The following is a 25,915-nucleotide window of genomic DNA, read 5'->3' as shown; positions in this document are numbered from 1 at the left end:
ATTACCTAGTAGTAAATTCCGGAGTTAATCTAGGTAAGGTTACGGTAAATGTAGTGCCTTTTCCTGCCTGGCTTGCCAGATGAATGTTGCCCTGAAGTACAGTAGCCGCCTGTTTTACAATATATAATCCAAGGCCAGACCCTTCGGATTGCTCTGCTGCCCGGAAGAACATATTGAAAATACGGTCCTGATATGCCTGATCGATTCCTACGCCATTATCGGCAAAGGTAATTACTACCTGGTTGCCTGCTGGCATCACCTGAATGTTCAACCGGCTTTGTGGTTTATTATAATCCTGGTACTTGATGGCATTGGAAATGAGATTCGAGAAAATAATTTTAAGTCTGAACACATCCGAAAATACATACTCTTCTTCAATATGTAAGTTCACATGCAGCCTGTCAAAATTGCGCATATATTCCAGTTCGGCAATACATTCCTGCAATAATGCTTCTAAATTAATCTTCTCATATTTAGCAGCGGTACGGGTGTTTCTGGAATAATCGAGCATGGATTTAATAAAAGTATCCAGTTTATGCACCCTGGTTTCGATCAGATCTACGTAATGCGTTTTGGTAGCTTCATCGGGCTCCAGTTTTAGTATGGTTACCAGGCCCATAATCGTAGTAAGCGGTGCCCGCAGATCATGAGAAGTTTTGTAAACAAACTGATCCAGCTCATAATTCTTTTCATGCAATTCTTTCAATGTGTTTTCAAGGGTATGCTGGGTCGTTTTCTGGTCGTGGATATCGGTAGCCGTACCCACCCAGAGCGTAATTTTACCCTCTGCATTCCGGATCGGAACTACCCTGGCCAGATGCCAGCGGTAAGCGCCATCACTCCCTTTGCGGTACCGGTTTTCTACTTCGTAGGGTTCGCCTTTACCGCGTCCAATGGTTCTTCGTTCAATAGCTATAGGCAGGTCATCCGGATGGATCACAGATTGCCATCCAAGCCTGAGACTTTGTTCTTCTGAAAGGCCGGTATAGTCATACCAGCGCTTGTTAAAATAATTGATAGAAGTTTCTGGTAAAGATGTCCAGGCAAGGTGCGGAATACTCTCCAGAATCAGCCGTATCTGGGCTTCGCTCTTTTCGAGCATACGGCGTGATTCAACCTGGCTGGTTACTTCATAACCAAAAGAAATTACGCCATCTATTTTTCCCTGTTCATCTTTAAACGCTTCATATACAATATTAAAGTATTTCGCATACGGTTTACCTGTCTGTTGCCAATCCAGAAAAATCGGAAAAGACTGTCCTACAAACCGTTCGCCTGTCTGATAGACACGCTGGTAAATCTGGTATAAGGAGGATTCTATTTCAGGATATACCTCTCTTAATGTTCTTCCCAGGTATTGTTTGCCTGTAAATTTCTGAAGTGTTTCATTGGCCAGCTCATACACCAGATCCGGACCTCTGACTACACTGATAATGGCTGGTACTTGTGAGAATAGTAAATATAAGAATTGCCTTTGTTGTTCGATCTTTATTCTAATATCCCGCTCCTGTTGCTGGCTCCGCAGCAATGCTTCCTCTGCCATTTTCCGTTCTGTTACGTCCATCATAGAACCAATCATGCGGTAGACTTTTCCACCCTGTTCGTGCAGGGCATAGCTCCTGTCTAGTACATATGCATAAGAACCATCACCTTTTTGGAAGCGGTATTCATCGGCTCTCTGTTTTCCACCCTGATTTATAAATTGCCGGATGCCTTCCATCACCCGTTTTTGGTCATCAGGATGGATGCGGTTGTACCACGCTTCTAAGCTTGGTTCAATTTCTTCGGCTTTGTAGCCAAAAATAGTTTTATAACCTTCATTCCACCAGAGTTGACTGGCTGTAATATTCCAGTCCCAGATGGCATCATTGGTGGCTTTAGAAAGCAACTGGAATCGTTCTTCTGTTTGAAGTAAAGCAACTTCTGATCGTTTCCGTTCGGTAATATCCTGGCATACAGCCAAAGTACGTACAGTTAATCCTTCTTCCTGCTCTATTCTGGAAACACTTATCAGGCACCAGACCAAAGAGCCATCGGGACGTACGTACCGTTTTTCCATTTTAAATCCCTGTCCGGTTTTTCTCAGGTTATTGAGCTGTTCCACATTATCACCCTGATCTTCAATATAGGTAATGTCTAAAAGGGTGAGGGTAAATAGCTCTGCCTGCGTACGGCCGGTTATTTTGCAATAGCCTTCATTTACAAAAATAAACCGCCCTTCATGATTCGCTACGCAAATACCTACACTCGTCTGGTTGATGATAGAGGCTAAAAATGCTTCCCGGTCTCTTAAGGTACGGTTTGTCTGGCTGAGTTGCTCCAGCGATAGCCGGAGTTCTTCCTCACTTGCCGAAAGTTCTCTTGTCCGTTCGTCCACCCGCATTTCCAGTTGCTTGTTAGTATCCAGTAAGGCTTGCCGGGTTTTCGCTAACTCATCATTCGCCTGCATGAGTGCCTGGTTTTTTGCCAGCAATTGTTTTTCATACAGGCTACGTTCCAGTTCCATCTCGGCCCGTTTAGCAACCAGGCTAAGCATGGTTTTTACTTCGTCTACCTCTTCGATAGCTTCTGTATGCATTACATATAATATTCCCAGATTTTTGTTATGAGAGCTTAGCAAAGGAATGCCTACATAACTATCTACATTATAATGTTTTAAGCTTTGATTATAAGGAAATTGCTGTTGTACATGGTGAGGAAATTCACAAAAATTATAATGAAGCACCTGTTCGCAAAGCGACCCTACCACCGGATACTGCACAGGCTCTACTAATTGCCCTTTCACAACAAAAGCAATCGAGTGAATAGAGTCTGTCTGTTCATCAAGTTCGCCAATAAATACATAATCTATTTGTAAGGCTTTGGCCAGGGATTGGGCTAAAGATTTAATAAATTCCTCTCCGGTTGATGTTCGTGTAATTCCAAAGGTAAGTTCTTTAATTGCTTCAGCTGTAGTCATAAGTTAACATGCTTATAAATTTTTCAACGAAGAGCCAACATAATTTTAGTACACACTATATTTACTATTGAGCCAGCTTATTATCAGTTTACGTACGAAATCAGCTCATATCGAGTTAGTAGCCATGAAAAATAAACGTATTTTCATGCAAATATGAGATTCATATAATATTTCTCATAGTCATACTTATCCATCTTGGGAGAAGTATCTCATAAAAAAATTCTATAAATATATAAGATTGTTTCAACTTTATCTGCTTATGCAAACACATCCCCCTTCAACCACCGAAATTATTGACTATACGCCCCGGTATAAAACGTATTTCAGAGACCTGAACCTGGAGTGGATTATGGCCTATTTTACGGTAGAAGAACCAGACCAAAGGGTATTAAATAATCCGGAAGAATATATTCTGCAACAGGGAGGTTTTATATTTTTTGCTATATATAATGGGGAGGTAGCGGGAACTTGTGCACTGATTAAAGAAGATGAGCAAGTATATGAACTGGCTAAAATGGCCGTTTCTCCCAAATTTCAGGGCAAAAAGATTGGAAAAGTGCTTTGCCAGTATGCCATTGAAAAAGCCCTTGAAACAGGTGCTAAAAAACTGGTACTTGTTACCAACAGTAAGCTCGAAGCTGCACGACAGATGTATAAGAAGCTGGGGTTTATTGAAGTAGATTTTCCTCCTGCTGAACGAATTTATGAACGTGGCAATGTAAAGATGGAACTCAGCCTGCCTTTATACGCTGTAAAGCAAGCAGCTACTCAATTGAAAGCCATCATACACACAGTAGAGCCCCTATTAAAAACTATTCTCCCTCAACAAGCCAGTTTGAAGCCTTTACCTGACAAATGGTCAAACAAAGAGATTATGGGCCATTTAATAGATTCTGCTTCCAATAATCAGCACAAATGGATCAGGGTCTGCGAAAGGGATGGCATTCAGTTTCCGGGATACAGCCAGGATTTTTGGGTACTTACTCAGAATTACCAGCAGGCAGACTGGTTCTTTTTAATAGAATTTTGGAAACAGTATAACCTGCACCTGGCTCATTTCATGCAACAATTTACACCTGAAATACTATCCCATCAGATCAGTATTGCCGGGGATGTGCCAGTAACGCTGGAACATATGGCATTAGATTATGGGAGACATTTGCTCCATCACCTCAAACAGATCCTACCAGATTTGAGTGTGTAGATATAAACAACAGCTTTACACCCTTGCTGTTTGGATAGCACCAATTTCCCAGGCTGGCGATGATTGAATGGCTTCTATAATCTGGGCTGTATCCTCAATTACTGTCCACATCTGGCGGTGTTGCTCGCTCATAAAATTTTCGGAAATGCACTTCTCCAGCATATCAATCAGCGGATCGTAGTAATGATTGATATTGACAATAATGATAGGTTTGGTAAATAAACCTAATCTTTTCAGGGTGATGGCTTCGAGCAGTTCTTCCAGGGTGCCACAACCGCCGGGTAACGTAATTAAGGCATCTGTTCCATCCAGAAACTTCTTTTTCCGCTCATGCATATCACCCACAAAATGAAACTCTTTTACTTGTTTATGCGCCCATTCCACATCTCTCATAAACTGGGGCATAATCCCAATAATCCGTCCTCCTTCTGATAATACTACATCGGCCAGTTTTCCCATCAGACCTACACTGCCGCCGCCAAATACAACAGTAATGTTATGTTTTACCAATTCTTTTGCCAACACTTCGGTAGCTTCCAGGTATAGTCTATCAATTTGGGTACTGGAGGCGCAGTAAACGCATACCTGTTTAATTTCCTTCATAAATTTTGTTTTAATCTCAATTATACACTCTCACAGAGTAGGGTTTACGTTGCTACAAAGTATCCTTTTTGCAGATAAGAATTCTCCAGCCGGGAGAAAATGAATTGCTGTAAATTACATTCGGATTTGCAGGATATATAGAATTTAACCGTATTTTTACAAAAAATCCAGAATTCCTATGAATAACCTCACCCAGGTATCTTTACAGGATACCCAGATATTCGACCTGATCAATCAGGAAAAGCACCGCCAGGAAAGTGGCATTGAGTTGATTGCTTCAGAAAACTTTGTTTCTAAGCAGGTAATGCAGGCAATGGGAACCGTTCTTACCAATAAATATGCCGAGGGTCTTCCCGGCAAACGCTATTATGGCGGCTGCGAAATCGTAGACCAGATCGAACAACTGGCCATCGACCGGGCAAAAGAATTATTTGGGGCAACCTGGGTGAATGTACAACCTCATTCTGGAGCACAGGCAAATGCGGCCGTTTTTCTGGCAGTATTGAATGCCGGTGACAAAATTTTAGGATTCGACTTATCACATGGCGGCCACCTCACGCATGGGTCTGCGGTGAATTTTTCAGGAAAACTCTACCAGCCTTTCTTTTATGGCGTAGAGAAAGAAACCGGAACTATCAACTGGGACAAAGTAGAGGAAACTGCCCTGAGAGAGCGTCCGAAACTGATTATCTGCGGTGCTTCGGCCTATTCCAGAGACTGGGATTACCAGCGCCTGCGGGCTATTGCAGATCAGGTAGGTGCCCTACTGATGGCTGATATTGCTCACCCGGCTGGTTTGATTGCCAAAGGTTTGCTAAATGATCCCCTGGATCATTGTCATGTGGTAACTACTACTACGCACAAAACCCTCCGTGGGCCCAGAGGTGGTATGATTATGATGCGCCACGATTTTGAAAATCCATTCGGTCAGCGTACCCCGAAAGGAGAGCTCAAAATGATGTCGGCCTTACTGGATATGGGTGTTTTTCCAGGAATACAAGGTGGCCCACTCGAACATGTAATTGCAGCCAAAGCAGTAGCTTATCATGAAGCCTTATCAGATGAATATGCGCAATACGTAGCCCAGGTACAGAAAAATGCCAAAGTAATGGCAAAAGCTTTTGTAGAAAAAGGCTACCAGATCATTTCCGGCGGCACTGATAATCACCTGATGCTCATTGACCTTCGTTCTAAGAACCTGACTGGTAAAATTGCTGAAAACACACTCATTAAAGCCGATATTACTATTAACAAAAACATGGTTCCTTTCGACGACAAATCTCCTTTTGTTACGTCAGGGATGCGGGTAGGCACAGCAGCTATTACCACCAGAGGGATGAAGGAGAATGATATGCTGCAGATTGTAGAATACATTGATGCTGTGCTGATGAACCATGAAAATGACTCTAAAATTGGGAGTGTAAAGAAAGAGATCAATAAATGGATGAATGATTTTCCATTATACAGATAGTAATTCGTTATTGGTTTATAATTGTTCATATGATTTGTAAGACCGTAATGCATCGATTCACATACAATAAACAAAAACGACTGGTTAGTCTAACCAGTCGTTTTTGTTTTTATCTCAATTGACTTGATAATCTTTCTATAACTATTAACGAACAACCAACAACGAAATTTTAATCTGTATTGCCGGTAGCCGCTTCATTGGTAAAACCTTTATTGCCAGGGCTTCCGCCGGTTTGGGTGTTGTCAGTATTCTTTTTCTCATCCATCTTTTTAGTCCAGCCTTTATTTTTAGAACCTGCACCGGCAGATTTAGGTTTGGAAGCCGGAATTGTAGGATCTGTTTTCGCCTCTGTAAGGGGTGTATTTACTGGCTTTGCGGCAGGTATGGTAGGATCTGTATTTGCTTCTACCAGCGGTTCATCCGGTTGTAGCGTAGGTGTCGTAGCTTTTGTTTTGGGTTTAGTTTCCGGAGAAGTCTGTTGGCCTTCGGGAGTACTATTCTTCGAGGCATTCAAGATCGCTTTCGCTGCTGCTATACCCACCGAAACACCTACCAGAGTTTTTGTTATGGTTTTTACCAGCTTATCTCCACCGGAACCAGAACTTTCCGGAGCAGATGCCTTCTGAGAAGAATTATATACTTTATTATAGCGGTCTTTTGCGGTATCGCCTTCCTTAGAATGTTTCAGGTTAAGCTCACCAGCCGGTTCAGCTTTCATAGATTTATCTGCCATAGATCCGGTTGCACCTTTGTTAATGGTAACGCCTCCATCTACGGAATACAAGGAGCCAGTTACAAAAGAAGCTTCATCAGAAGCCAGGAATAAATATACATTCGCTACTTCTTCTGGTGTCCCTCTTCTTCCCATAGGCGTTGCTTCAATGATCATTTTTTCATTTTTAGCCGACATCGGCCCTGTTTCTTTGTGTGTCCAGGCAGTGTCGATGGCGCCAGGACATACCGCATTTACCCGTACACCAAATTGTGCCTGCTCGGCGGCAAGCCCTTTTGTGAAAGAATGAATAAAACCTTTGGTACCGCCATAGGGTGTATTCTCTGCAATACCTATCAGTCCGGATTCAGAACCTGCACTTACCACACAACCTTTGGTTTGCTGCAAATAAGGAATAGCAAACCTGGTCATCATAAATACACTGTAAATATTATTTTTTACCAGGTATTCGAAGGCATCAATGGGATAATCCTGAATAGTGCTCATTACGGGAAATACCCCTGCATTATTGATCAGAATATCGAGTTTACCCCAGGTTTTTACGGCTGTATCTACACACAATCTGGCATGTTCAGCCAGAGATATATCTCCTTTGTAGGCTACCGCCAATCCACCTTTGCTGGTTATTTCTTTTACTACTGCATCTATTGGATCGTCGGGCATGCCGCAAACCAGTACTCTGGCGCCTTCCAGGGCAAATTTTTTACTAATAGCTTCGCCAATGCCGGCACCTCCACCGGTAACAATGGCTACTTTGTTTTTAAGTCTGGGTTCCATAGTTTTTTGATAATGATTGCAAAAATTTGATGGATTTAGATGATTATTTACTTTAGGGTTACGTAAGCATCCAGGATAAGTTGGATTGTAAGAAAGAAAACTTGAAAATTGCGTGTTGATTTTTAAGTTTTTTGTATGCTAAATCATTAGATACAAGCTATATACGTTTATTTACCTGTTGTGTTCTCCCTATGCAAACCTATGATGTGATTATTGCCGGTGGCGGACCTGCCGGATTGAGTGCTGCATTAGTATTGGGGCGCTGCCTGCGAAAAGTATTGGTATGTGATGCCGGAACACCAAGAAATGCCAGAACAGAGGCTTCCTGGGGATTTTTTACCAGAGATAATACTCCTCCTATGGAGTTGTTACGCATCGGGCGTGAACAACTCGAACCCTATGGCGTAGATTTTAAATTTTGTGAAATAACCAAAGCGTCTCAAAAGGATGGTTTATTCCAAGTAGAAACAAAAGATGGCGAACAATATCTGGCCAGAAAAATTCTGATTGCTACTGGTGTACGGGATTATTTACCTGAAATTAAAGATATAGACTTGTATTACGGCAAAAGTGTACATCATTGCCCATATTGTGATGGCTGGCAAAAACGGAATCAGCCTCTGGTGGCGTATGGAAAAGGCCGGGTTGCTATAGGACTGGCGTTATCCCTAAAAACCTGGAGCCCGAAGGTTACCCTGTGTACAGATGGAAAAAACCGGCTTATCCCGGAAGATATAGTTCGGCTACAGGCTAATGGGATAGCTGTTCATACTGAAAAGATCTCCAAACTATCTGGCACAGATTCACAACTGGAATTGATCCATTTCAAAGACGGAAGTTATATAGAATGCCGGGGTTTGTTTTTTGTGCTGGGTTTTGTTCAGCAATCTGATCTTGCACAGCAGCTGGGCTGCAGGTATTCAGATAAGGGAATGATCCGGACAGATAGATTACAACAGACGACTGTGCCAGGTGTATATGCTGCCGGAGATGCCGATAAGGATATGCAACAAGTAGTGATCGCAGCCGCTGAAGGGAGTAAAGCCGCTATTAATATTAATAAAAGATTGCAGGAAGAAGATAGAAAGTAGTTGGCTTAAAATTTAAGTAGTGCATATCAAGAATATAATTTGGCCCTTTACAATAACGATGATAGCTTAAGCACTTTTCCCGGAAAGTAGCTGGTGGGTGTAAGCCATAATTTTTTGAGTAGCCCCGGTGCGGCTGGCTACGTATTGCCTGGAAACTTCTGCTTTTTGGAGCCTTTCTTCTTCGTGTTCATATAAGTTTGTGAAATGTTTGCCAAATTCTTCTGAGTTGTTTACAGAAACAGCCCCTCCGGATGCAATCAAATCTACGGCTTCCTGGAATCTATGGTAGTGGGGGCCGAAGAATATGGGCATTCCAAAAGTAGCCGCTTCCAGAATATTATGTAATCCTTTGCCAAACGCACCTCCGATATACGCAAATTCACCATATTGGTATAAGGAAGATAACATACCAATATTATCAATGATAAGCACATCAGACGATGCTATATCATCCTTCTGAGCCTGAGAGAAACGCACTGATTTTTTCCGGATTTGTTCTTGCAGGCGGACGATCTCTGCTTCATGAATTTCGTGTGGAGCAATAATCACTTTAAGCGGCTGTATAAAACTGTTCAGAAACGGCAGCAATACATGCATATCTTGTGGCCAGCTGCTACCTATTACTACTAGTTTTTTGTCTTGCTTGAAAGAAGCTATCAGAGGTAAATCCTTTTTCTGGCTGGCAATGGTTTGTACCCGGTCAAATCTGGTGTCGCCAGCCACAGAAGTTTGTTGGATGCTAATGCTTTGCAGAAGTGCCGCAGACATCTGGTTCTGTACAAAAATATGCTCAAAATTCCGGAGAATAGACCGGAAAAAACCGCCATACGATTTAAAAAACACCTGCTCTTTGCGGAAAATAGCTGAAAATGAAATTACCGGAATATTGGCTCTTTTTAGCTCATTCAGGTAATGGTACCAGAACTCATACTTGGCGAAAAACACAATTGCAGGTTGTACCAATTTGATAAAAGTGCGTGCATGGGAAGTAGTATCCAGAGGCATGTAAAATATGTAATCAGCACCCGGGTAATTTTTCCGTACCTCATAGCCGGATGGAGAAAAGAAAGTAAGCAGAATTTTATAGTCTGGAAATTCTTTCCGGAACTGTTCAATAACCGGCCGGGCTTGTTCAAACTCGCCTAAAGAAGCGGCATGAAACCAGGCGACAGGCAATGTATTTCCCTGAAAAGCGTTGGTAATCCGTTCAAAAATATGTTTTCTGCCATTTATCCACTGTTTCGCTTTGGGATTCCATAGGGCTACCAGGTGGATAAGTAAACCATATATTTGTAAAGCAACTGAGTACAACAAACGGCTCATGCAGATAAATTTTCGGCAAAATAAAGGAATTCATCCAAAAGAGTAGTTTATATCACAGATTTTCAGTTTGCTCACGCCATTGCATGATCAATTCGAAGGTATTATTGGATTTCACCCAGTCCATATAGCCGTAGGTTTCACCCTGTAGACCAAGCAATGCCTGCAATATTTTCTTCTCTTCAACTGTGGGTTGAGGAGGCAGAAAAAGTATCAATTCATCTATTTCATATAAACGGCCAAGTAATTCAACCTCCTCAATTTCATAAGCCTGGCAGAACCGGGCATGTGCATTCATCATTGGATTTAAATTAAATTTATTCTGTAAGTAGAACAATCCCATTGATTCTACAAAGATTCCCTATCTAGCTTTCCGAGCTTCGCCTTTCGTACACTGTAACACTGTACGGACTTAGTTGCAACCTGGTATTCGACTGTAATACATATGGTAAATCTGAACCTGTGCCGCCAAATTTAGTATCTGTAGAATCCAGGATCTGCTGCCAGATGCTGTCATTTCCTTCTAGGCGGAATTCTGTTGGTGTATCAGCAAAGTTGAGCAGGCATAACAAATCATCAGATTCATGCCAGCGCTGTAATACCAGAATATGCTGGGCGGCTATACTTACTTGTACATTATTTTTATCCGGATGGTGCAAAGCAGTCCGTTCTTTGCGTAAGGCAATCAATTGTTTGTACCAGCGATATATAAGCTGTTGTTTTCCTTCCGTGCGTTTGTGCCATTGTAGTTTAGAAGATTGGAATGTTTCTTCTGCCTGGGGGTCAGGCGCTTCACCTAGCCAGGCAAATGCAGAAAATTCCGCTTTGCGGCCGTTGCGTACCGCTTCTACCAGCCAGGAGTCGGTATGACTTACAAAATAAGTAAACGGCGCATCCTCGGCATACTCTTCACCCATAAACAGCATTGGAATGTAAGGAGAAAGCAGCATCGTAGCGGCTGCCAGTTTAAGTGCTTCAACAGAAAGTAGACTGGTGATCCGGTCGCCCAGCATGCGGTTGCCTACCTGGTCATGGTTCTGGATACATACCACAAAATCTTCGCCTGAGTGGCTGGAAGAATCATTGCCATATTTCCTTTTGCGATATTCAGAATAATCTCCATTATACACATATCCTTTCTGTATGGCTTTTGCCAGGTGTTCCAGCCTGCCAAAATCGGAATAATATCCTGTTTTTTCCTTAGTAAGTAAAGCATGCAAGGAATGGTGAAAATCATCCATCCACTGGCTGTCGAATCCCCAGCCGCCTATCTCACGAGGCTTTATTACTTTGGTATCATTCAGGTCACTTTCGGCAATGGTGAAAAAGCGTTTGCCTTTGAGCAAAGAGAGTTGCTCTATTTTTTCGGTCACATACTGCCAGAAGTGAACAGCGCCCATATCAAATACAGCATGAATGGCATCCAGCCGGAGTCCGTCTATATGGTAATTATCTAAGAAAAATACCGCACTTTCTGCAAAAAAATCCCGCACCGGATCGCAGTAATATTCATCAAAGTTTAGAGCAGCTCCCCAGGGGGTATGGTACTTATCAATAAAGTAAGGTCCCATTTCCGTTACATAATTTCCTTCCGGACCCAGGTGGTTGTATACCATATCCAGAATTACGGCAATTCCCCTGGCATGACATTCATCTACCAGTTGCCGAAGGTCATCGGGAGTGCCATAGGAATTTTGAACGGAATAGGGATGAACACCATCATAGCCCCAGTTGCGGTTACCAGGGAACTGGGAAATGGGCATAATTTCAATGGCATTAATTCCAAGATCCACTAAATCATCCAACCGGCTAATCAAAGCCTGAAAGGTACCTTCCGGAGTAAATGTGCCTACATGGAGTTCATAGATAATCATATCTTTCAGCTCAATACCTTGCCAGGTATTATCCTTCCACTGATAGGTAGTATGATCGATCACCTGGGAAGCTTTGTGTAAACCTTCCGGTTGAAAATGCGAAGCTGGGTCCGGGCGGTCTTTTTCGCCATTAAGCCGGTAAAAATATTGCGTACCAGGAGATATATTGTCTGTTTCAACAGAAAAATACCCGTGTTCTTTTTTTTCCATGGCCATCAATCGTTCTTCCGGAGATATAAGATGCAATTCGACTTTTTCGGCCAGAGGCGCCCATAAAGTAAATGAGCAACGTCTGTTGCCGAGGTAGTTTGCCCCATGCTTCATCATAAATATCAGGTATAAAAATGTGGAGTGTCTTTCAGCAAAATAAATGCTTATACCTGTAAACCCCAAAAAGGTTTTGAACAATGAAAAATATAAATAAAAAAGCCTTTCCAGAATTCTGGAAAGGCTTTACTCAGAAGAAATTTATAAAATTAAATCATTTTCGAAACCTGGTAATTATTTTTCTAAAGTAATGGTAGCAGTGAAGTTACCCGATTTTACTACAACCTCCCGGTCGCAGGAACCATTGCCGTAATCAGCTGTCCATTCCTGTCCGCCTTCTGGCATTACTTTTACAATACCGCTTACCGCTACAAATCTGCTTTCACTCAAGCAGGAAAACTTCCATAATAAGGGGGTCCCTACTGCTATTACTGAAGAAAAATTCTTGCCATCCCGGGCTTTACCACTTGATGTACCACTTACCGTAAATTCATCATCTTCAAAGTTGAGCAATGTGCCATTCAGATTCCAGGTTCTTACATGTTCACTGTTCCATGTTATGGTAGTATTATCTGTATAACTAATTTTGCCACCAGTTATTTTTACATTGGTTTTATAGGTATTATTTTCTACAGCATGTGTAAGTATCTGGGTGCCTTCCACTTTATTTCCATTTACCTGATAATTATCAAATGTAATAGTTTGAGTAGTGCCAGGAGTTCTGTATTTGCCGGTAAAGGTGATCAGAATCTTTCCTTTGCGGGTTTTGCCATCTACATCCGACTTAATGCCTGTGGTTCCAAAGTCTATTAATATGCTACCGGTAGCATTACTGCCTTTGGGCGTGAAAGTGATTGTAGCTCCGTGTGAATTCTCATGCGTTTCCTGGGTAGCATCTATCCGCATGTTGCTGTAATTGCTGTTCATTTCTTCTTCAGCAATAGCCAGCACCTCATCGGATTCAGCCATGCTCATGCTATTATCTTCTACCGCTTTTTCTGTGGGCTGCACCGGGGCTTCGTCTTCCTTTTTACAGGCGGTGAACATAATACCGGCTGCTACAGCATATGCGATGGTATTCAAAACTACTTTTTTCATGTGAATTGTTGTTTAATTTTGTTTTGATTGTTGCTTAGAAATGGATTGAAGAAAATGGTTTAATTCTTATTTAATTTATTATTTGTTGACTCCCTCAGACAGAAGAGCTTATCCGCCGGTGACGGTTATTTGTTTGTGCTATAACCATGAGCGGTTTGTAACAGAAGCCCTGTTTTCGGTAATTAACCAGACATATGCTGCTATCGAGCTGATCGTGGTAGATGATGCCAGTAGTGATAACAGTGTGGCAGTCATTCATGCATTTTTGAAAGAACATCCGCAGGTACAGTTTCTGGTAAATGAAATCAATCTGGGTAATTGCCGTTCCTTTAACCGGGCACTATTGCTGGCTTCCGGTACATACATTATTGATCTTGCGGCCGACGACGTACTGCTTGATACAAGGATAGAAAAACAGGTAAGCCTGTTTGAAACGCTGGATACTCGCTATGGTGTAATATTTTCTAATGCCGCTTATATAAACGAGCGCTCCATTGTTGTATCACATCATTACCAGACGGATACGCAGGGAAAGTCCAGAAAAAGTATTCCTTCCGGAGATGTGTATCAGCAAGTATTACAGCAGTATTTTATTTGTACGCCTACCATGATGATGCGCAAAAGCGTGTTGGAGGCACTGGGCGGCTATGATGAATCCTTGAGTTATGAAGATTTCGACTTCTGGGTGCGTTCGTCCAGGAAATATAAATATGCCTATCAGGATGAGATTTTAACCTTCAAACGCAAAGTAAAAGGCTCTCTGTCAACAAAATTTTACCAGTTGCGCCAGAATAAGCTACTGGAATCCACGCTTATCGTTTGCCAGAAAGCATACAAACTAAACCGGACTGAAGGAGAACGGCAGGCACTGGCAACCAATATTAGGTATCACCTGCGGCAGAGTTATTATACAAAAAACTATCCTCTGGTTTCAGGATATGCAGCTTTACTCAAAGAGCTGAGCTATATAGATTTTATCACACAGGTAATATTATGGCTGTCAACACACAAGATCAGCGTATGGAGTTTATATAAACTCTATCTGCGGATCTTTCTTAAATTTCGTCCATAGGATATTTTTATTTTACCGTTCCCGGCAACACTTTTCCTATTAGACTATATCCCATTCTGCCAAGAGAAACTCTCTTCCTGCCGGACTGTCCGATTATACAAGCCATATTTTTTTGAAAAAATACAGCAGAATTGTAGTAAAAAAATACTTGTAGGACGAGAGTTATAAAGATTGGAACATATGTGATAACCCTTTTTTTGGGCATGCACTATTTTTGAACCATGCTTCAAAAGCATGATTCACCACAAACCAATCAATTGTATAACCACTTAACACATACCTACTATATGTATCTCTATTTGTCTACTCCAAAAAAGATTAACATCACTCCAACTAAGCACTTAGGCAAGCCTGCAGTTTACAGAACATCTGCTACCGCCTTCCTGATAAAAGTATGCCTGTTAACGGCTTGTATAATCAGCCTAATTACAGATCTAATACAGGCACAAGGTGAAAAACTATGGGACAGGCGCTTTGGGGGTAGCAATGATGATAAGATTGCAAAAGTTATTCCTACCAAAGACGGAGGTTATTTACTGGCAGGAAATTCTTATTCAGGTATTAGCGGAGATAAATCAGAAACAAGCAGAGGCCGCATGGATTACTGGATAGTAAAAATCCGGGCAGCTGGAGATAAAGAATGGGACAGACGCTTCGGAGGTAACCTCGATGATGAGCTTAGGTCTGTGATTCAAACTTCAGATGGAGGCTTTTTGCTCGTTGGCAATTCTTATTCCGGGACTGGTGGAGACAAAACAGAAGCAAGCAGAGGAGGGCAGGATGGCTGGGTCATAAAAATCTCGAGCGGTGGCATCAAACAATGGGATAAACGCTTCGGAGGTACAGGTAACGATGGATTGCGGGCGGTGGTACAAACAGCAGATGGAGGATACTTATTAGGCGGTTATTCTAACTCGGATACAGGCGGCGATAAAAGCGAAGCAAGCAGAGGAGGGAGTGATTACTGGATTATTAAAATTACCAGCACTGGTGCTAAACAATGGGATAGACGTTTTGGGGGTTCAGCAGGGGATTTTCTAGGTGCTATGATTATGACTACAGATGGAAATTATATGCTTGCTGGTTCGTCTAATTCAGGTGTAAGCGGTGAGAAAACAGAGCCTAGCTGGGGCGGTAAAGATTATTGGATGATAAAAATAAATACCAGCGGCCATAAACTGTGGGATAAACGTTTTGGGAGTTTGGACAATGACGGTTGTTCTTCCCTACTTGCAACAGATGATGGAGGGTATTTATTAGGTGGTCATTATGATGAGATTTATGAAGGTAAACAATGGATTGTAAAAACAGATGGTAGTGGAATACTACAATGGGAAATTTACCCTGGATTTGGTTTTCATCAAGATCTTATTAAAGATTCAGACGGTGGATATCTGATATTAAGTACAATGGATGATACCTATTCTCCCGATGCTAATTATCAAATTTATGCCGAATTGAAAAAGATTGATAAAAATGGCAAGACTCAGTGGGTTTCATTTTATAAGGGAGGCATTGGTGGTTATGAGCTAGGAGGTGTACATAAGACTTATCTGGTTTCTGCGTTTCAAACATCGGATGGAAGTATTGTAATGGGAGGGTTTACAGATCTGGGTGTAGAAGGAGATATTTCCCAGCCAAGCAAAGGTATGAATGACTTCTGGGTAGTTAAAACCATACGTAAAATCAAACCAGGAGAGATTGTGATGAGGAGTGGATCTATTGGCGTTAGTTCTGGTAATATTTACTATGATCCCGGTTTTTTGGTCAATTATCAAGACAATCTGAATGTAACTCAGACGCTGTCAGCCAGAGCCGGCTATAAACTACGTCTCACTTTCACTTCTTTTCAATTAGAGAATATATACGACAAACTCTACATCTATAATGGCACTTCCACTTCAGCTCCTTTGATTGGGGTATATACAGGTTCTAACAGTCCTGGTATCATCACTTCCTCAGGAGGAAGTCTTACTTTTCGCTTTACCTCTGATGCTATAGCTACTTCTCCGGGATGGGTAGCTAACATCTCTTATGTGCCAGTGGGAGCAAGACTCGCAGCAGAAGAAACAGCAGTAGAAGATACACAAGAAACACTTCTGAAGCTGGAAGCTTTTCCTAATCCTTTCAGAGAGAGAATAACTTTCAACTTTACTGTACAGCAAACAGGGCCAGTCAATCTAAAGATTTATGATAGCAAAGGCATAGAGGCGGCTGATGTATTTGCCGGAGAAATGCAGGCTGGAGAAACCAAAAGTCTGGAATGGCAGCCTAACGGACAGCAGGAAGGTGTTTACATTATACGCTTGGGCACTCCAGGTAGAGTCATTACCAATAAAATCGTATTGATCAGATAAAGCAACTGTATGCTTATAATCAAGAGCCAGGTAGGAGACTATCTGGCTTTTGTGTATATGAGTATTTAAATAACTATCTGCGATTATCCAAATCGTCCAGCATACTCAGGTACCTTTCATAGCGGCTCTGAGTGATTTCATCCTTGGCTACTGCTTCCATATACCACTGTCTGGTTGTGCACCTTTCCCTTCACGCTTTAAACCACATTACTATGCGAGAAAATCGACTTGTGCCGGAGTGTTGGTTGATGTAAGCCATATTTTTAGAAGAAACACAGCAGAATTGTTGAAAAAAAACACCCATAGGACGAGAGTTACAAAGATTGGAACATATGTAATAACACTTTTTTTGGGCATGCATTACTTTTGAACCATGCTTCAAACGCATTATTCAGCACAAACCAATCAATTTATTATCAACTCAATTGTATAACCTTTAACACACTACCTACTATATGTATCTCTATCCTTCTACCCAAAAAAGTATTAAAACAACTTCAACTAACTTCTCAGGCAAGGCTGCCAATTATAGAACATCAACTACTGCCCTGCTGATAAAAGTATGCCTGTTCACAGTTTGTTTACTGAGCCTCATTATAGACCTGGCACAGGCACAGGCTACCCCTGTAAAAGAGTGGGATAAACGCTTCGGAGGCAGTAATGAAGATAGGGCTAAGAAAATCATACCTACCGCAGATGGCGGCTTTTTAGTGGGAGGCCATTCTTACTCAAGCATCAGTGGGGATAAAACTGCAGCCAATAAAGGGGCTATTGATTACTGGGTGGTCAAGATTTCAAGCGATGGCACCAAACAATGGGACAAATCCTTTGGCGGTGACGGTTTCGATGACTTAACTTCATTGATACAAACCAGTGATGGTGGTTTTCTACTCGCAGGCCATTCCGATTCAGGTGTCGGGGGCGATAAAAGCCAGGCAAGTAAAGGGGATTCAGATTACTGGATAGTAAAAACAACAAGCGATGGCACCAAACAATGGGATAAATCCTTTGGCGGTGACGGTTTCGATGACTTAACTTCATTGATACAAACCAGTGATGGCGGCTTTTTAGTGGGAGGCCATTCTTACTCAGGCATCAGTGGGGATAAAACTGCAGCCAATAAAGGGGCTGATGATTACTGGATAGTAAAAATAACAAGCAATGCACCAAACAATGGGATAAATCCTTTGGGGGCGACTATAATGAGTATTTAACTTCATTGACACAAACCAGTGATGGCGGCTATTTATTGGGAGGCACTTCTGAATCAGGCATCAGTGGAGATAAAACCACACTTAGTACCAGTTACAGTACCAGTTACAGCTCACACTGGATTGTAAAAATCACTAGTACCGGCATTAAACAATGGGATCTATCAGCCGGATATGCAGTGATTTATAATGAAGGTGTGAATGTTATCAAGGACAATGATGGCGGATATTTGTTATTGAGTGAGGCTACTGATGATCACTACAATCGTTATAGCCAATTATTCAAAATTACCGGGAGTGGGCAAATACAATGGAGTAGAACTTTTAAAGCGAACCCTGTTTCTGGAAATGGTCTATTTCATTATAGTGTTTTACGTTCCGGATTTCAAACTAATGATGGAGGCTTTATATTGGCAGGTGTTACAGATGCAGAAGCAGGGAAAGATGTGTCTCAACCCAGCAAAGGGAATCATGATTTCTGGGTAGTTAAAACCACCAGGCAGATCCAACCAGGAGAGATTGTGATGAGCAGTGGCTCTACAGGTGTGAATGCCGGTACCACCTACTATGATCCCGGATTTGCAGCCAATTATCAGAATAACCTGAATCTTACCCAGACTTTATCGCCCAGAGTCGGCTATAAACTGCGCCTGACTTTTACTTCTTTTCAGCTGGAAAACAACTATGACAAACTCTACATCTATGATGGCACTTCCACTGCTTCACCCCTGATCGGAGTCTACACCGGCAGCACCAGTCCTGGTATCATTACTTCCTCTACTGGCAGCCTTACCCTGCGCTTTGTTTCCGATGGCAGTATAAATTATCCGGGATGGGCAGCCAGTGTCTCTTATGTGGCCACAGGAGCAAGGCTGGCCGCTGTAGAAGAAAAAGCACCGGAAGAAACACTTTTGAAGCTGGAAGCATTTCCCAATCCTTTCAGAGAGAAAATAACCTTCAACTTTACTGCACAGCAAACAGGGCCTGTCAGTCTGAGAATTTATGATAGCAAAGGAATAGAAGCAACTAATGTATTTGCTGGAGAAATGCAGGCCGGAGGAACCAACAGTGTAGAATGGCAGCCTAACGGGCAGCAGGAAGGTGTTTATATTGTACGATTAGCAACACCAGGCAAGGTAATTACAAATAAGGTTGTATTGGTAAAGTAACGTTTGCTCTAATTTGTATGCCAAAGCCAGATAGGCTTCTATCTGGCTTTTGTGTGAATAATAGAATCTGTAACCTTTTATCTGCGGTTATCGGTATCATCCAGCATACTCAAGTAACTTTCGTAGCGGCTTTGAGCGATTTGCTCATTCACTACCGCTTCTATTACTGCACAACCTGGTTCATGTACATGAGTGCAGTTATAAAACTTGCATTGCCCCAGCATTTTCCGCATTTCCGGAAAAAAATGGCTTAATTCTTCTTTTTCTATATCGATCAGTCCGAGTTCTTTAATGCCGGGTGTGTCAATAATATAGGTATTTTCGGCGATTTCAAACATTTCGGCAAATGTAGTAGTGTGGACACCTTTATTGGCAAAGGTGGAAACCTCAGAAGTACGAAGTTGCAGACCAGGCGCAATCAGATTCACCAATGACGATTTTCCCACTCCAGAATGCCCGGCAAGCAATGATTTTTTGTTGGTTAATATATTCTGGAAGGCTTCTATACCTTGTTTGTTTACTACAGAAGTAAGCAGGCAGGGATATCCTATATTCTCATAAATAGTTGCAATTTCCTGCTGAATCTCAAGTGCTTCTTCATCCAGTAAGTCTGCTTTGTTAAATACAATCCGGCTCGGAATACGGAATGATTCAGCAGTAACCAGAAAACGGTCAATAAAGCCAAGGGAAGTTCTGGGAAAAGCCAGCGTCACCAGTAAAATGGCCTGGTCAATATTGGCTGCCAGCATATGTCCATACGCCGCTTTCTGTACAGATTTCCGGATGATGTAATTCTCTCTGGGCAGTATTTCCTGAATAATTCCGGTATTGGCAGCCACATCTTCTACCTGGTATTTTACCCGGTCGCCCACCGCAATAGGATTAGTGACTTTGAGCCCCTTTATTTTGAATTTTCCCCGTAAACGGCACTGATATATCTGCTTGTCTTCTGACATTACTTCATACCACGAACCGGTGGACCGGATAACTAATCCTTCTTGCATAGGGGATGGTTAATAAATAGAATACGTATTAGTGCTAATCTCGTACTGTTTTAAATACTGGCGCAACTTGCAAACTTAACCAATAAATTGTTCTTTGAGAATAATTAACCTTTTGGCGATAGCCAAGTTATGTTCCGAATCAGGATGAAGCCCCATACTTACCCTTGCATGTTCATTCAACCGGTAGGCAATAATAGTGGCTGATTCATTCTGTATCAAAAGCTTAAAAATAGAAGGTACATAACTTTTATACTCATCCCTTATCCATTCATGTTTGCCAACACTGATAGGGTCCCATTCCTCCCATAGTACCCGGTTAATTTCTTCCCAAAATTCCCCTTGTTTTCCTCTTGGCTTCATATGTCATTTCCACTTTACCTTTCCGTAAAGGTAGTAACTATTTCTACTGTCTGTTTTCTGCTTACTAAAACCCTGTTTTCCCAAAATCAGTATATGGTGTACGAATCTATTCATCGATTAACAAATCAATAAAGCTATGGCTGCTTCAGGCGCTCAACCCGAAATGACTTTGAAAGAAAAAACGTTGCTGGCACATGAACGGTTGCAGCAGGTATACGGCGAACAAGACCTTTATAACCGCCGGGATGCTATGCGTGAACTTATTTCTACGATGCTCTCACACCGAACTACGCATGCCGATGAAGAAAAAGCCTACCGGCAAATGCACGAGCGTTTTGGTTCCTGGGAAGGCATACGAGATGCGCCGTTGCCGGAGTTGATTGATGCCATTTCCAGTTCCAGATTTCCGGAAGCAAAGGCTGTGAATATAAAAAAAGTGGTGGGTAAAATTCTGGCAGACCATGGAGAAGCCAATATTGACTTTCTGCGGGATATGCCGGTAGAGGAAGCAATGAACTGGCTGACTTCCTTGCCTGGTGTGGGACTAAAAACATCTACTCTGGTCTTACTTTTTAATTTCTATAAACCTGTATTGCCGGTAGATACACATGTTCACCGGGTTACACAACGCCTCGGCGTGATCGGCCCCAAAACCAATGCTGAAAAAGCACACACCTTACTATTAGATATGTTGCCCAAGGATGCCAAAGTGCTATTCAACTTCCACAAACATTTTTTCTGGCATGGGCAGAAAGTATGTGTGTATGCTGCACCCCGCTGCAAACAATGTGTGCTTACCGATATTTGCGACTGGTACCAGGCTAACCGTAAAACCAGCAAAGAATAATATTTTACAGAATGTAGAAGCCAGAAGAGAGAGCTCAGAATCTGGAAAAACTGTATTGATTTTTAAAGAATTTCTCATTCAACCTTCAGAATATAAAACTCATAAATGACCATTGGCTCGCTAAAGTATCCTTAAAATTAAGCCTGTATTGGTTGCCTGATTGTCAGGCTGTCTACGGATTTTATCCTTATATTTGCAGCAACCAAATCTTCACAACGAACTCATTATAACCATGATTATTGGCGTTCCAAAAGAAATTAAAAACAACGAAAACCGGGTAGCCTTAACTCCTGCCGGTGTTGCAGAAATTAAAAAACATGGGCATACGGTGTATATGCAGGCCAATGCAGGTACAGGCAGCGGATTTTCTGATGCCGATTACACTAGTGCTGGTGCTACCATTCTACCAACTATTGAAGCGGTGTATGAAACAGCTGAAATGATCATCAAGGTAAAAGAACCTATTGCCCAGGAGTATAACCTGATCCGGGAAGACCAGTTGCTTTTTACCTATTTTCATTTTGCCTCCTCCGAAGAACTTACCCATGCCATGATCGCCCGTAAGGCGGTCTGCCTGGCCTATGAAACGGTAGAAAAAGCCGACAGAAGCCTGCCTTTACTGATACCTATGTCGGAGGTAGCCGGCAGAATGTCTATTCAGGAAGGAGCTCATTACCTGGAAAAACCGCTTAAAGGCAGAGGTATTTTGCTAGGCGGTGTACCAGGCGTACCACCTGCCCGTGTATTAGTGCTGGGAGGAGGTGTGGTAGGTACACAAGCTGCTAAAATGGCGGCTGGCTTAGGAGCACATGTTACCATTATGGATGTGAGCCTGGCTAGGTTGCGGTATCTGGATGATATTATGCCTCCCAATGTAGATACCATGATGTCGAATGAATACAATATACGGGAGCGGATCAAAGTGTCAGACCTGATTATTGGAGCTGTACTAATTCCAGGAGCCAAAGCGCCACACTTAATTACCAGAGACATGCTCAAAATCATGCGTCCGGGAACGGTGCTGGTAGATGTGGCCGTTGACCAGGGTGGATGTATCGAAACCTGCAAGCCTACCACCCACGAAAATCCCACCTTTATTATTGACGATGTGGTACATTATTGTGTAGCTAATATGCCTGGTGCCGTACCGTATACCTCTACACTGGCCTTAACCAATGCTACCTTGCCATATGCCATTCAACTTGCTAATAAGGGATGGAAAAAAGCCTGTCAGGAAAACCGGGATTTGCTGTCTGGGTTAAACGTGGTAAAGGGAGAAGTCGTATATAAAGGAGTAGCCGATGCCTGGGGCCTTTCTTACACCAATGTAGATGATTACCTGGAAATGGCCACAGTGTAATTTTCATATAAGAACTAACTATAAAGAGGGAAGCTTAAAACACTTCCCTTTTGTGTTTATAAGGGTAATCAATTAAAAAATAGCTGATATTTTCATGCCTGTTCGTATTTTGCACCGCTTTTGAAATTTAATCTTAACCGCTTAATTATTTACGAACTATGCTTTTATACGGTGCAAGCGGACATGCCAAAGTGATTATAGATTGCCTGCAAGCCAGCAAGGTTCCGGTTACAGGGATTTTTGACGATAATCCGGATATACAACAACTATTAGGCTTACCTGTTTTAGGTTCATACCAGGCAAAATATTTGCCAGAAGAGCCACTCATTATAGCGGTAGGAAATAATCAGATCCGCCGGAAAATAACGGCTTTGGTACAGCATACCTATGGAAAAGTAATTCATCCTTCTGCGATTGTTTCTGCTTATGCTAAAGTAGATGATGGGACCGTAGTATTTCACCATGCAGTGATACAAGCTTCTGCTTCGGTTGGCCAACATTGCATTATTAACACTTCAGCCAGTGTAGACCACGATTGTGTACTGGAAAATTTTGTACATATTTCTCCCAATGCTACCTTAAGCGGAAATGTATCGATAGGCGAAGGAACCCATATTGGAGCTGGCGCTACTATTATTCCTGGTATTAGTATTGGCAAATGGTGTGTGATTGGAGCAGGAGCCGTTGTAACCAAAGATATTCCAGATTATGCCAAAGCCGTAGGAGTACCAGCCCGAATTATCAAAATCAAACCCTTACTTTGAGATAATGTAATACCAAAACAAGTGAAAAAATGCGTATCTACTTATCACCGCTTTTGCAGGAGCCACCTTATACAACCTTTGGGTCAGCACTGGCCATGTACGGGTTGTATAGAGTGGCAGATGTAATAGCGGGGCCTGCCCGGGAGGGCAAAAGCCTGTGCGGAGGTCGTCAGTATTAATATACAAAGGAACTCATTTACATATTTTATCTAACAACTGACAACGAAAACTACTTCATGTCTAAAAAAATATACCTCTCTTCACCGCATATGGGCGGCACTGAATTAAACTATATTCATCAGGCGTTTGAAGAAAACTGGATCGCTCCTTTAGGTCCCAATGTAGATGGCTTTGAGCAGGATTTGTGCCGCTATACTGGCGTTTCCCATGCAGCCGCTTTAAGCTCTGGTACCGCTGCCATCCATTTAGCCTTGATTTTACTGGGCATAAAAGCCGAAGACGAAGTAATTTGCCCAACCTTTACTTTTTCTGCGACTGCCAATCCGATTATATACCAGAGAGCAACTCCCATTTTTGTAGACAGCGGCTATTCTACCTGGAACATTTGTGTAAAAGAAACCCGCAATGCGATTGAAGACCGGCTGGCAAAAGGTAAAAAACCAAAAGCCATGATCATAGTGCATTTGTATGGACAAGCTGCCAGAATGGATGAATTAATGGCACTATCCAAGGAATTTGATATTCCGGTGATAGAAGATGCAGCAGAAGCCTTAGGTGCCAGTTATAAAGGCAAAAAACTAGGTACTTTCGGAAAACTAGGTATTCTTTCTTTTAATGGCAATAAAATTATCACTACCTCTGGAGGAGGCGCTTTATTGTCGGATGAGGAAGGCCTGATAACTAAAGCCCGTTTTCTAGCAACCCAGGCCAGAGATAATGCACCCCATTATCAGCATTCACAAATTGGCTATAATTACCGGATGAGTAATATTGCAGCAGGCATTGGCCGTGGACAAATGGAAGTGATCGACGATAGAGTAAAGCAACGCAGGGCAAATTATGCCTTTTACCAGAAAGCATTTGCGCATATTCCGGTCATTTCTTTCGCACCAGAATTAGAAAATACCCGAAGCAACCGATGGCTTACCTGTATAGTCATAGACGAAAAACAATCAAAGGGCGTAACCAGGGAAAGCATCCGGCTGGCCTTGGCGGCAGAAAACATAGAAGCAAGGCCGCTATGGAAACCGATGCATTTACAGCCTGTGTTTGCGAGTTATCCCTATTATGGCAACCGGAATGTAGCCGAAGACTTATTCAACAGGGGTATTTGCCTGCCATCCGGATCTAATTTAACGAGCGAGGAGATAGAAAGAGTAGCTAAAATTGTTACAAGCTTGTTTTAATGCCCAAATATTTTATACCTTAGGCATCGATACTACATTTTTTAACTGATGTATTTCAGTAATTCGTAGTAAAGTTCAACCCTATTTAATTAACGCATGTCTTCTATAACCTATCAGGCCGACATAGAGGCTATCAAAGAAACCTTATACAACTGGATTATCAGCAATGCACCAGCAAAAGGAAAAGAATGGCTTGACCAGAAATTAGGTCTTATTTCTGCTGAAAATGCAGAGCGGCAATTTTACCTGGCTTTTGGCACAGCCCCCCGTTTTGTTGGGAAAGAAAAGCTACAACTCACGGCTGGTGATATTCAAAAAGCCGGGGCTTTGCGGAAAGGCTGGAATCCGGCTCACTGGACCACCGACCAGGCTACCCGTATACTACTGGTACTTTCGCTGCCACATCAAGACCCACAGAAGTTCGTACATGTTCTAAACCAATTATTCAGTACTGGCGATGTGGGTGAGCAAACTGCTTTGTATCTGAGTTTACCTTTGCTTCCGCATCCGGAATTACACCGCCACCGTACCACTGAAGGAATCCGTACTAACATGACGGATGTATTTAATGCAATAGCCTTAGACAATCCATATCCTTCAGAATACCTGGATGAACCTGCCTGGAACCAGCTGGTATTAAAAACTATTTTTGTAGGTAGTCCTTTACATCGGATTCATGGTTTAGACCAACGGGCTAATGCGAATCTGGCCAGAATGCTGTCAGATTTTGCCCATGAACGCTGGGCAGCCGGGCGGCCTGTTCCTGCTGAACTCTGGCGGCCAGTGGGGCCTTTTCTGAATGAGCAGATTTTTCCGGATATGGAAAAGCTTTTTAACTCCGGAGATACCTTGCAACAGTCTACGGCAGCGTTGGCTTGTCAGGCCAGTAGTTTACCGCAGGCAAAAAAACTATTGAACCAGCATCCGCAACTGGCAGATAAAATTGCTTTAGGACAAATTAGCTGGGACAATATCCAGGAGCAATGAGCGTCGTTTAAGTATACATA

22 protein-coding genes are annotated in these 25,915 nt (G+C 42.3%); 13 read left to right on the top strand and 9 right to left on the bottom strand.

Features of this window, described 5'->3' with window-relative positions; translation table 11 throughout:
• Nucleotide 1: 1 nt before the first annotated feature.
• The gene (locus GXP67_RS17185) at nucleotides 2-2,959 is read right to left on the bottom strand and encodes a PAS domain S-box protein (RefSeq protein WP_162444262.1); all 2,958 of its coding nucleotides are present in this window, start codon (nucleotides 2,957-2,959) and stop codon (nucleotides 2-4) included.
• A gap of 259 nt (nucleotides 2,960-3,218) precedes the next feature.
• Here GXP67_RS17185 and GXP67_RS17180 point away from each other — a divergent pair, with 259 nt between their 5' ends.
• Nucleotides 3,219-4,163: a GNAT family N-acetyltransferase gene (locus GXP67_RS17180; protein WP_162444261.1), complete on the top strand. Its 945-nt coding sequence runs from the start codon at nucleotides 3,219-3,221 to the stop codon at nucleotides 4,161-4,163.
• A 15-nt stretch (nucleotides 4,164-4,178) separates the two neighbouring features.
• Here the strand turns inward: GXP67_RS17180 and GXP67_RS17175 are convergent, their stop codons facing one another.
• Nucleotides 4,179-4,766 carry an LOG family protein gene (locus GXP67_RS17175; RefSeq protein ID WP_162444260.1) on the bottom strand — a complete coding sequence of 196 codons (588 nt, stop codon included), beginning with the start codon at nucleotides 4,764-4,766 and terminating at the stop codon, nucleotides 4,179-4,181.
• A 178-nt stretch (nucleotides 4,767-4,944) separates the two neighbouring features.
• On the opposite strand from GXP67_RS17175, the gene glyA reads away from it, so the two are divergent.
• Nucleotides 4,945-6,237, top strand: a complete 1,293-nt coding sequence (gene glyA, locus GXP67_RS17170) for a serine hydroxymethyltransferase (protein WP_162444259.1) — start codon at nucleotides 4,945-4,947, stop codon at nucleotides 6,235-6,237.
• Between the two features lie 169 nt (nucleotides 6,238-6,406).
• Here the strand turns inward: glyA and GXP67_RS17165 are convergent, their stop codons facing one another.
• Nucleotides 6,407-7,747, bottom strand: a complete 1,341-nt coding sequence (locus GXP67_RS17165) for an SDR family oxidoreductase (RefSeq protein ID WP_162444258.1) — start codon at nucleotides 7,745-7,747, stop codon at nucleotides 6,407-6,409.
• Nucleotides 7,748-7,938: 191 nt separating this feature from the next.
• Here GXP67_RS17165 and GXP67_RS17160 point away from each other — a divergent pair, with 191 nt between their 5' ends.
• Nucleotides 7,939-8,838: an NAD(P)/FAD-dependent oxidoreductase gene (locus GXP67_RS17160; protein ID WP_162444257.1), complete on the top strand. Its 900-nt coding sequence runs from the start codon at nucleotides 7,939-7,941 to the stop codon at nucleotides 8,836-8,838.
• 66 nt (nucleotides 8,839-8,904) lie between these two features.
• Here GXP67_RS17160 and GXP67_RS17155 read toward each other — a convergent pair whose 3' ends face one another.
• From GXP67_RS17155 to GXP67_RS17140, 4 genes are all read right to left on the bottom strand, one after another.
• Nucleotides 8,905-10,161: a 3-deoxy-D-manno-octulosonic acid transferase gene (locus GXP67_RS17155; protein WP_162444256.1), complete on the bottom strand. Its 1,257-nt coding sequence runs from the start codon at nucleotides 10,159-10,161 to the stop codon at nucleotides 8,905-8,907.
• 52 nt (nucleotides 10,162-10,213) lie between these two features.
• Nucleotides 10,214-10,459, bottom strand: a complete 246-nt coding sequence (locus GXP67_RS17150; RefSeq protein WP_162444255.1) for a hypothetical protein — start codon at nucleotides 10,457-10,459, stop codon at nucleotides 10,214-10,216.
• A gap of 64 nt (nucleotides 10,460-10,523) precedes the next feature.
• Nucleotides 10,524-12,359 (bottom strand): malto-oligosyltrehalose trehalohydrolase, encoded by a 1,836-nt coding sequence (gene treZ, locus GXP67_RS17145; RefSeq protein WP_232065252.1) that lies wholly within the window; start codon nucleotides 12,357-12,359, stop codon nucleotides 10,524-10,526.
• Nucleotides 12,360-12,533: 174 nt separating this feature from the next.
• Nucleotides 12,534-13,397 (bottom strand): YfhO family protein, encoded by an 864-nt coding sequence (locus GXP67_RS17140; protein ID WP_162444254.1) that lies wholly within the window; start codon nucleotides 13,395-13,397, stop codon nucleotides 12,534-12,536.
• 85 nt (nucleotides 13,398-13,482) lie between these two features.
• Between GXP67_RS17140 and GXP67_RS17135 the strand changes: the two genes are divergently transcribed.
• The 4 genes from GXP67_RS17135 to GXP67_RS17120 all read left to right on the top strand — a co-directional run bounded on the left by GXP67_RS17135 (nucleotide 13,483) and on the right by GXP67_RS17120 (nucleotide 19,206).
• Entirely contained in the window at nucleotides 13,483-14,469 is a 987-nt protein-coding gene (locus tag GXP67_RS17135; protein WP_232065251.1) for a glycosyltransferase family 2 protein, read from the top strand.
• Nucleotides 14,470-14,690: 221 nt separating this feature from the next.
• A complete protein-coding gene (locus tag GXP67_RS17130; protein ID WP_162444253.1) occupies nucleotides 14,691-16,826 on the top strand; it encodes a CUB domain-containing protein in 2,136 nt (711 codons plus the stop codon).
• Nucleotides 16,827-17,281: 455 nt separating this feature from the next.
• On the top strand, nucleotides 17,282-18,040 hold the full coding sequence (locus GXP67_RS17125) for a hypothetical protein (RefSeq protein WP_162444252.1): 759 nt from the start codon (nucleotides 17,282-17,284) through the stop codon (nucleotides 18,038-18,040).
• A 5-nt stretch (nucleotides 18,041-18,045) separates the two neighbouring features.
• A complete protein-coding gene (locus GXP67_RS17120) occupies nucleotides 18,046-19,206 on the top strand; it encodes a CUB domain-containing protein (protein ID WP_162444251.1) in 1,161 nt (386 codons plus the stop codon).
• Nucleotides 19,207-19,283: 77 nt separating this feature from the next.
• Here GXP67_RS17120 and rsgA read toward each other — a convergent pair whose 3' ends face one another.
• Both rsgA and GXP67_RS17110 read right to left on the bottom strand, forming a co-directional pair.
• Nucleotides 19,284-20,210 (bottom strand): ribosome small subunit-dependent GTPase A, encoded by a 927-nt coding sequence (gene rsgA, locus GXP67_RS17115; protein WP_162444250.1) that lies wholly within the window; start codon nucleotides 20,208-20,210, stop codon nucleotides 19,284-19,286.
• 75 nt (nucleotides 20,211-20,285) lie between these two features.
• The gene (locus GXP67_RS17110; protein WP_162444249.1) at nucleotides 20,286-20,570 is read right to left on the bottom strand and encodes a hypothetical protein; all 285 of its coding nucleotides are present in this window, start codon (nucleotides 20,568-20,570) and stop codon (nucleotides 20,286-20,288) included.
• A gap of 136 nt (nucleotides 20,571-20,706) precedes the next feature.
• On the opposite strand from GXP67_RS17110, the gene GXP67_RS17105 reads away from it, so the two are divergent.
• The 6 genes from GXP67_RS17105 to GXP67_RS17080 all read left to right on the top strand — a co-directional run bounded on the left by GXP67_RS17105 (nucleotide 20,707) and on the right by GXP67_RS17080 (nucleotide 25,895).
• The gene (locus tag GXP67_RS17105; protein WP_232065250.1) at nucleotides 20,707-21,417 is read left to right on the top strand and encodes an endonuclease III domain-containing protein; all 711 of its coding nucleotides are present in this window, start codon (nucleotides 20,707-20,709) and stop codon (nucleotides 21,415-21,417) included.
• A gap of 232 nt (nucleotides 21,418-21,649) precedes the next feature.
• Nucleotides 21,650-22,777: an alanine dehydrogenase gene (gene ald / locus GXP67_RS17100; RefSeq protein ID WP_162444248.1), complete on the top strand. Its 1,128-nt coding sequence runs from the start codon at nucleotides 21,650-21,652 to the stop codon at nucleotides 22,775-22,777.
• Between the two features lie 158 nt (nucleotides 22,778-22,935).
• Nucleotides 22,936-23,541 (top strand): acetyltransferase, encoded by a 606-nt coding sequence (locus GXP67_RS17095; protein ID WP_162444247.1) that lies wholly within the window; start codon nucleotides 22,936-22,938, stop codon nucleotides 23,539-23,541.
• Between the two features lie 29 nt (nucleotides 23,542-23,570).
• Nucleotides 23,571-23,720: a hypothetical protein gene (locus GXP67_RS17090; protein ID WP_162444246.1), complete on the top strand. Its 150-nt coding sequence runs from the start codon at nucleotides 23,571-23,573 to the stop codon at nucleotides 23,718-23,720.
• 57 nt (nucleotides 23,721-23,777) lie between these two features.
• Nucleotides 23,778-24,908, top strand: coding sequence for a DegT/DnrJ/EryC1/StrS family aminotransferase (locus tag GXP67_RS17085; protein ID WP_162444245.1), 1,131 nt, complete (start codon nucleotides 23,778-23,780; stop codon nucleotides 24,906-24,908).
• Between the two features lie 96 nt (nucleotides 24,909-25,004).
• Complete coding sequence (locus tag GXP67_RS17080; RefSeq protein ID WP_197901702.1) at nucleotides 25,005-25,895, top strand: EboA domain-containing protein; 891 nt, start codon at nucleotides 25,005-25,007, stop codon at nucleotides 25,893-25,895.
• The last annotated feature ends 20 nt before the right edge of the window (nucleotides 25,896-25,915 follow it).

The organism is Rhodocytophaga rosea (assembly GCF_010119975.1).
Classification (GTDB): Bacteria; Bacteroidota; Bacteroidia; order Cytophagales; family 172606-1; genus Rhodocytophaga; species Rhodocytophaga rosea.
Note: the sequence above shows the minus strand (reverse complement) of the source record. Positions and strands in the feature narration are given on the sequence as shown.

Excerpts from the sequence above, each read along its gene's own strand:
- GXP67_RS17185 (WP_162444262.1), bottom strand. The coding sequence starts at position 2,959 with ATGACTACAGCTGAAGCAATTAAAGAACTTACCTTTGGAATTACACGA.
- GXP67_RS17180 (WP_162444261.1), top strand. The coding sequence starts at position 3,219 with ATGCAAACACATCCCCCTTCAACCACCGAAATTATTGACTATACGCCC.
- GXP67_RS17175 (WP_162444260.1), bottom strand. The coding sequence starts at position 4,766 with ATGAAGGAAATTAAACAGGTATGCGTTTACTGCGCCTCCAGTACCCAA.
- glyA (WP_162444259.1), top strand. The coding sequence starts at position 4,945 with ATGAATAACCTCACCCAGGTATCTTTACAGGATACCCAGATATTCGAC.
- GXP67_RS17165 (WP_162444258.1), bottom strand. The coding sequence starts at position 7,747 with ATGGAACCCAGACTTAAAAACAAAGTAGCCATTGTTACCGGTGGAGGT.
- GXP67_RS17160 (WP_162444257.1), top strand. The coding sequence starts at position 7,939 with ATGCAAACCTATGATGTGATTATTGCCGGTGGCGGACCTGCCGGATTG.
- GXP67_RS17155 (WP_162444256.1), bottom strand. The coding sequence starts at position 10,161 with ATGAGCCGTTTGTTGTACTCAGTTGCTTTACAAATATATGGTTTACTT.
- GXP67_RS17150 (WP_162444255.1), bottom strand. The coding sequence starts at position 10,459 with ATGATGAATGCACATGCCCGGTTCTGCCAGGCTTATGAAATTGAGGAG.
- treZ (WP_232065252.1), bottom strand. The coding sequence starts at position 12,359 with ATGATGAAGCATGGGGCAAACTACCTCGGCAACAGACGTTGCTCATTT.
- GXP67_RS17140 (WP_162444254.1), bottom strand. The coding sequence starts at position 13,397 with ATGAAAAAAGTAGTTTTGAATACCATCGCATATGCTGTAGCAGCCGGT.
- GXP67_RS17130 (WP_162444253.1), top strand. The coding sequence starts at position 14,691 with ATGCTTCAAAAGCATGATTCACCACAAACCAATCAATTGTATAACCAC.
- GXP67_RS17125 (WP_162444252.1), top strand. The coding sequence starts at position 17,282 with ATGTATCTCTATCCTTCTACCCAAAAAAGTATTAAAACAACTTCAACT.
- rsgA (WP_162444250.1), bottom strand. The coding sequence starts at position 20,210 with ATGCAAGAAGGATTAGTTATCCGGTCCACCGGTTCGTGGTATGAAGTA.
- GXP67_RS17110 (WP_162444249.1), bottom strand. The coding sequence starts at position 20,570 with ATGAAGCCAAGAGGAAAACAAGGGGAATTTTGGGAAGAAATTAACCGG.
- GXP67_RS17105 (WP_232065250.1), top strand. The coding sequence starts at position 20,707 with ATGGCTGCTTCAGGCGCTCAACCCGAAATGACTTTGAAAGAAAAAACG.
- ald (WP_162444248.1), top strand. The coding sequence starts at position 21,650 with ATGATTATTGGCGTTCCAAAAGAAATTAAAAACAACGAAAACCGGGTA.
- GXP67_RS17095 (WP_162444247.1), top strand. The coding sequence starts at position 22,936 with ATGCTTTTATACGGTGCAAGCGGACATGCCAAAGTGATTATAGATTGC.
- GXP67_RS17090 (WP_162444246.1), top strand. The coding sequence starts at position 23,571 with ATGCGTATCTACTTATCACCGCTTTTGCAGGAGCCACCTTATACAACC.
- GXP67_RS17085 (WP_162444245.1), top strand. The coding sequence starts at position 23,778 with ATGTCTAAAAAAATATACCTCTCTTCACCGCATATGGGCGGCACTGAA.
- GXP67_RS17080 (WP_197901702.1), top strand. The coding sequence starts at position 25,005 with ATGTCTTCTATAACCTATCAGGCCGACATAGAGGCTATCAAAGAAACC.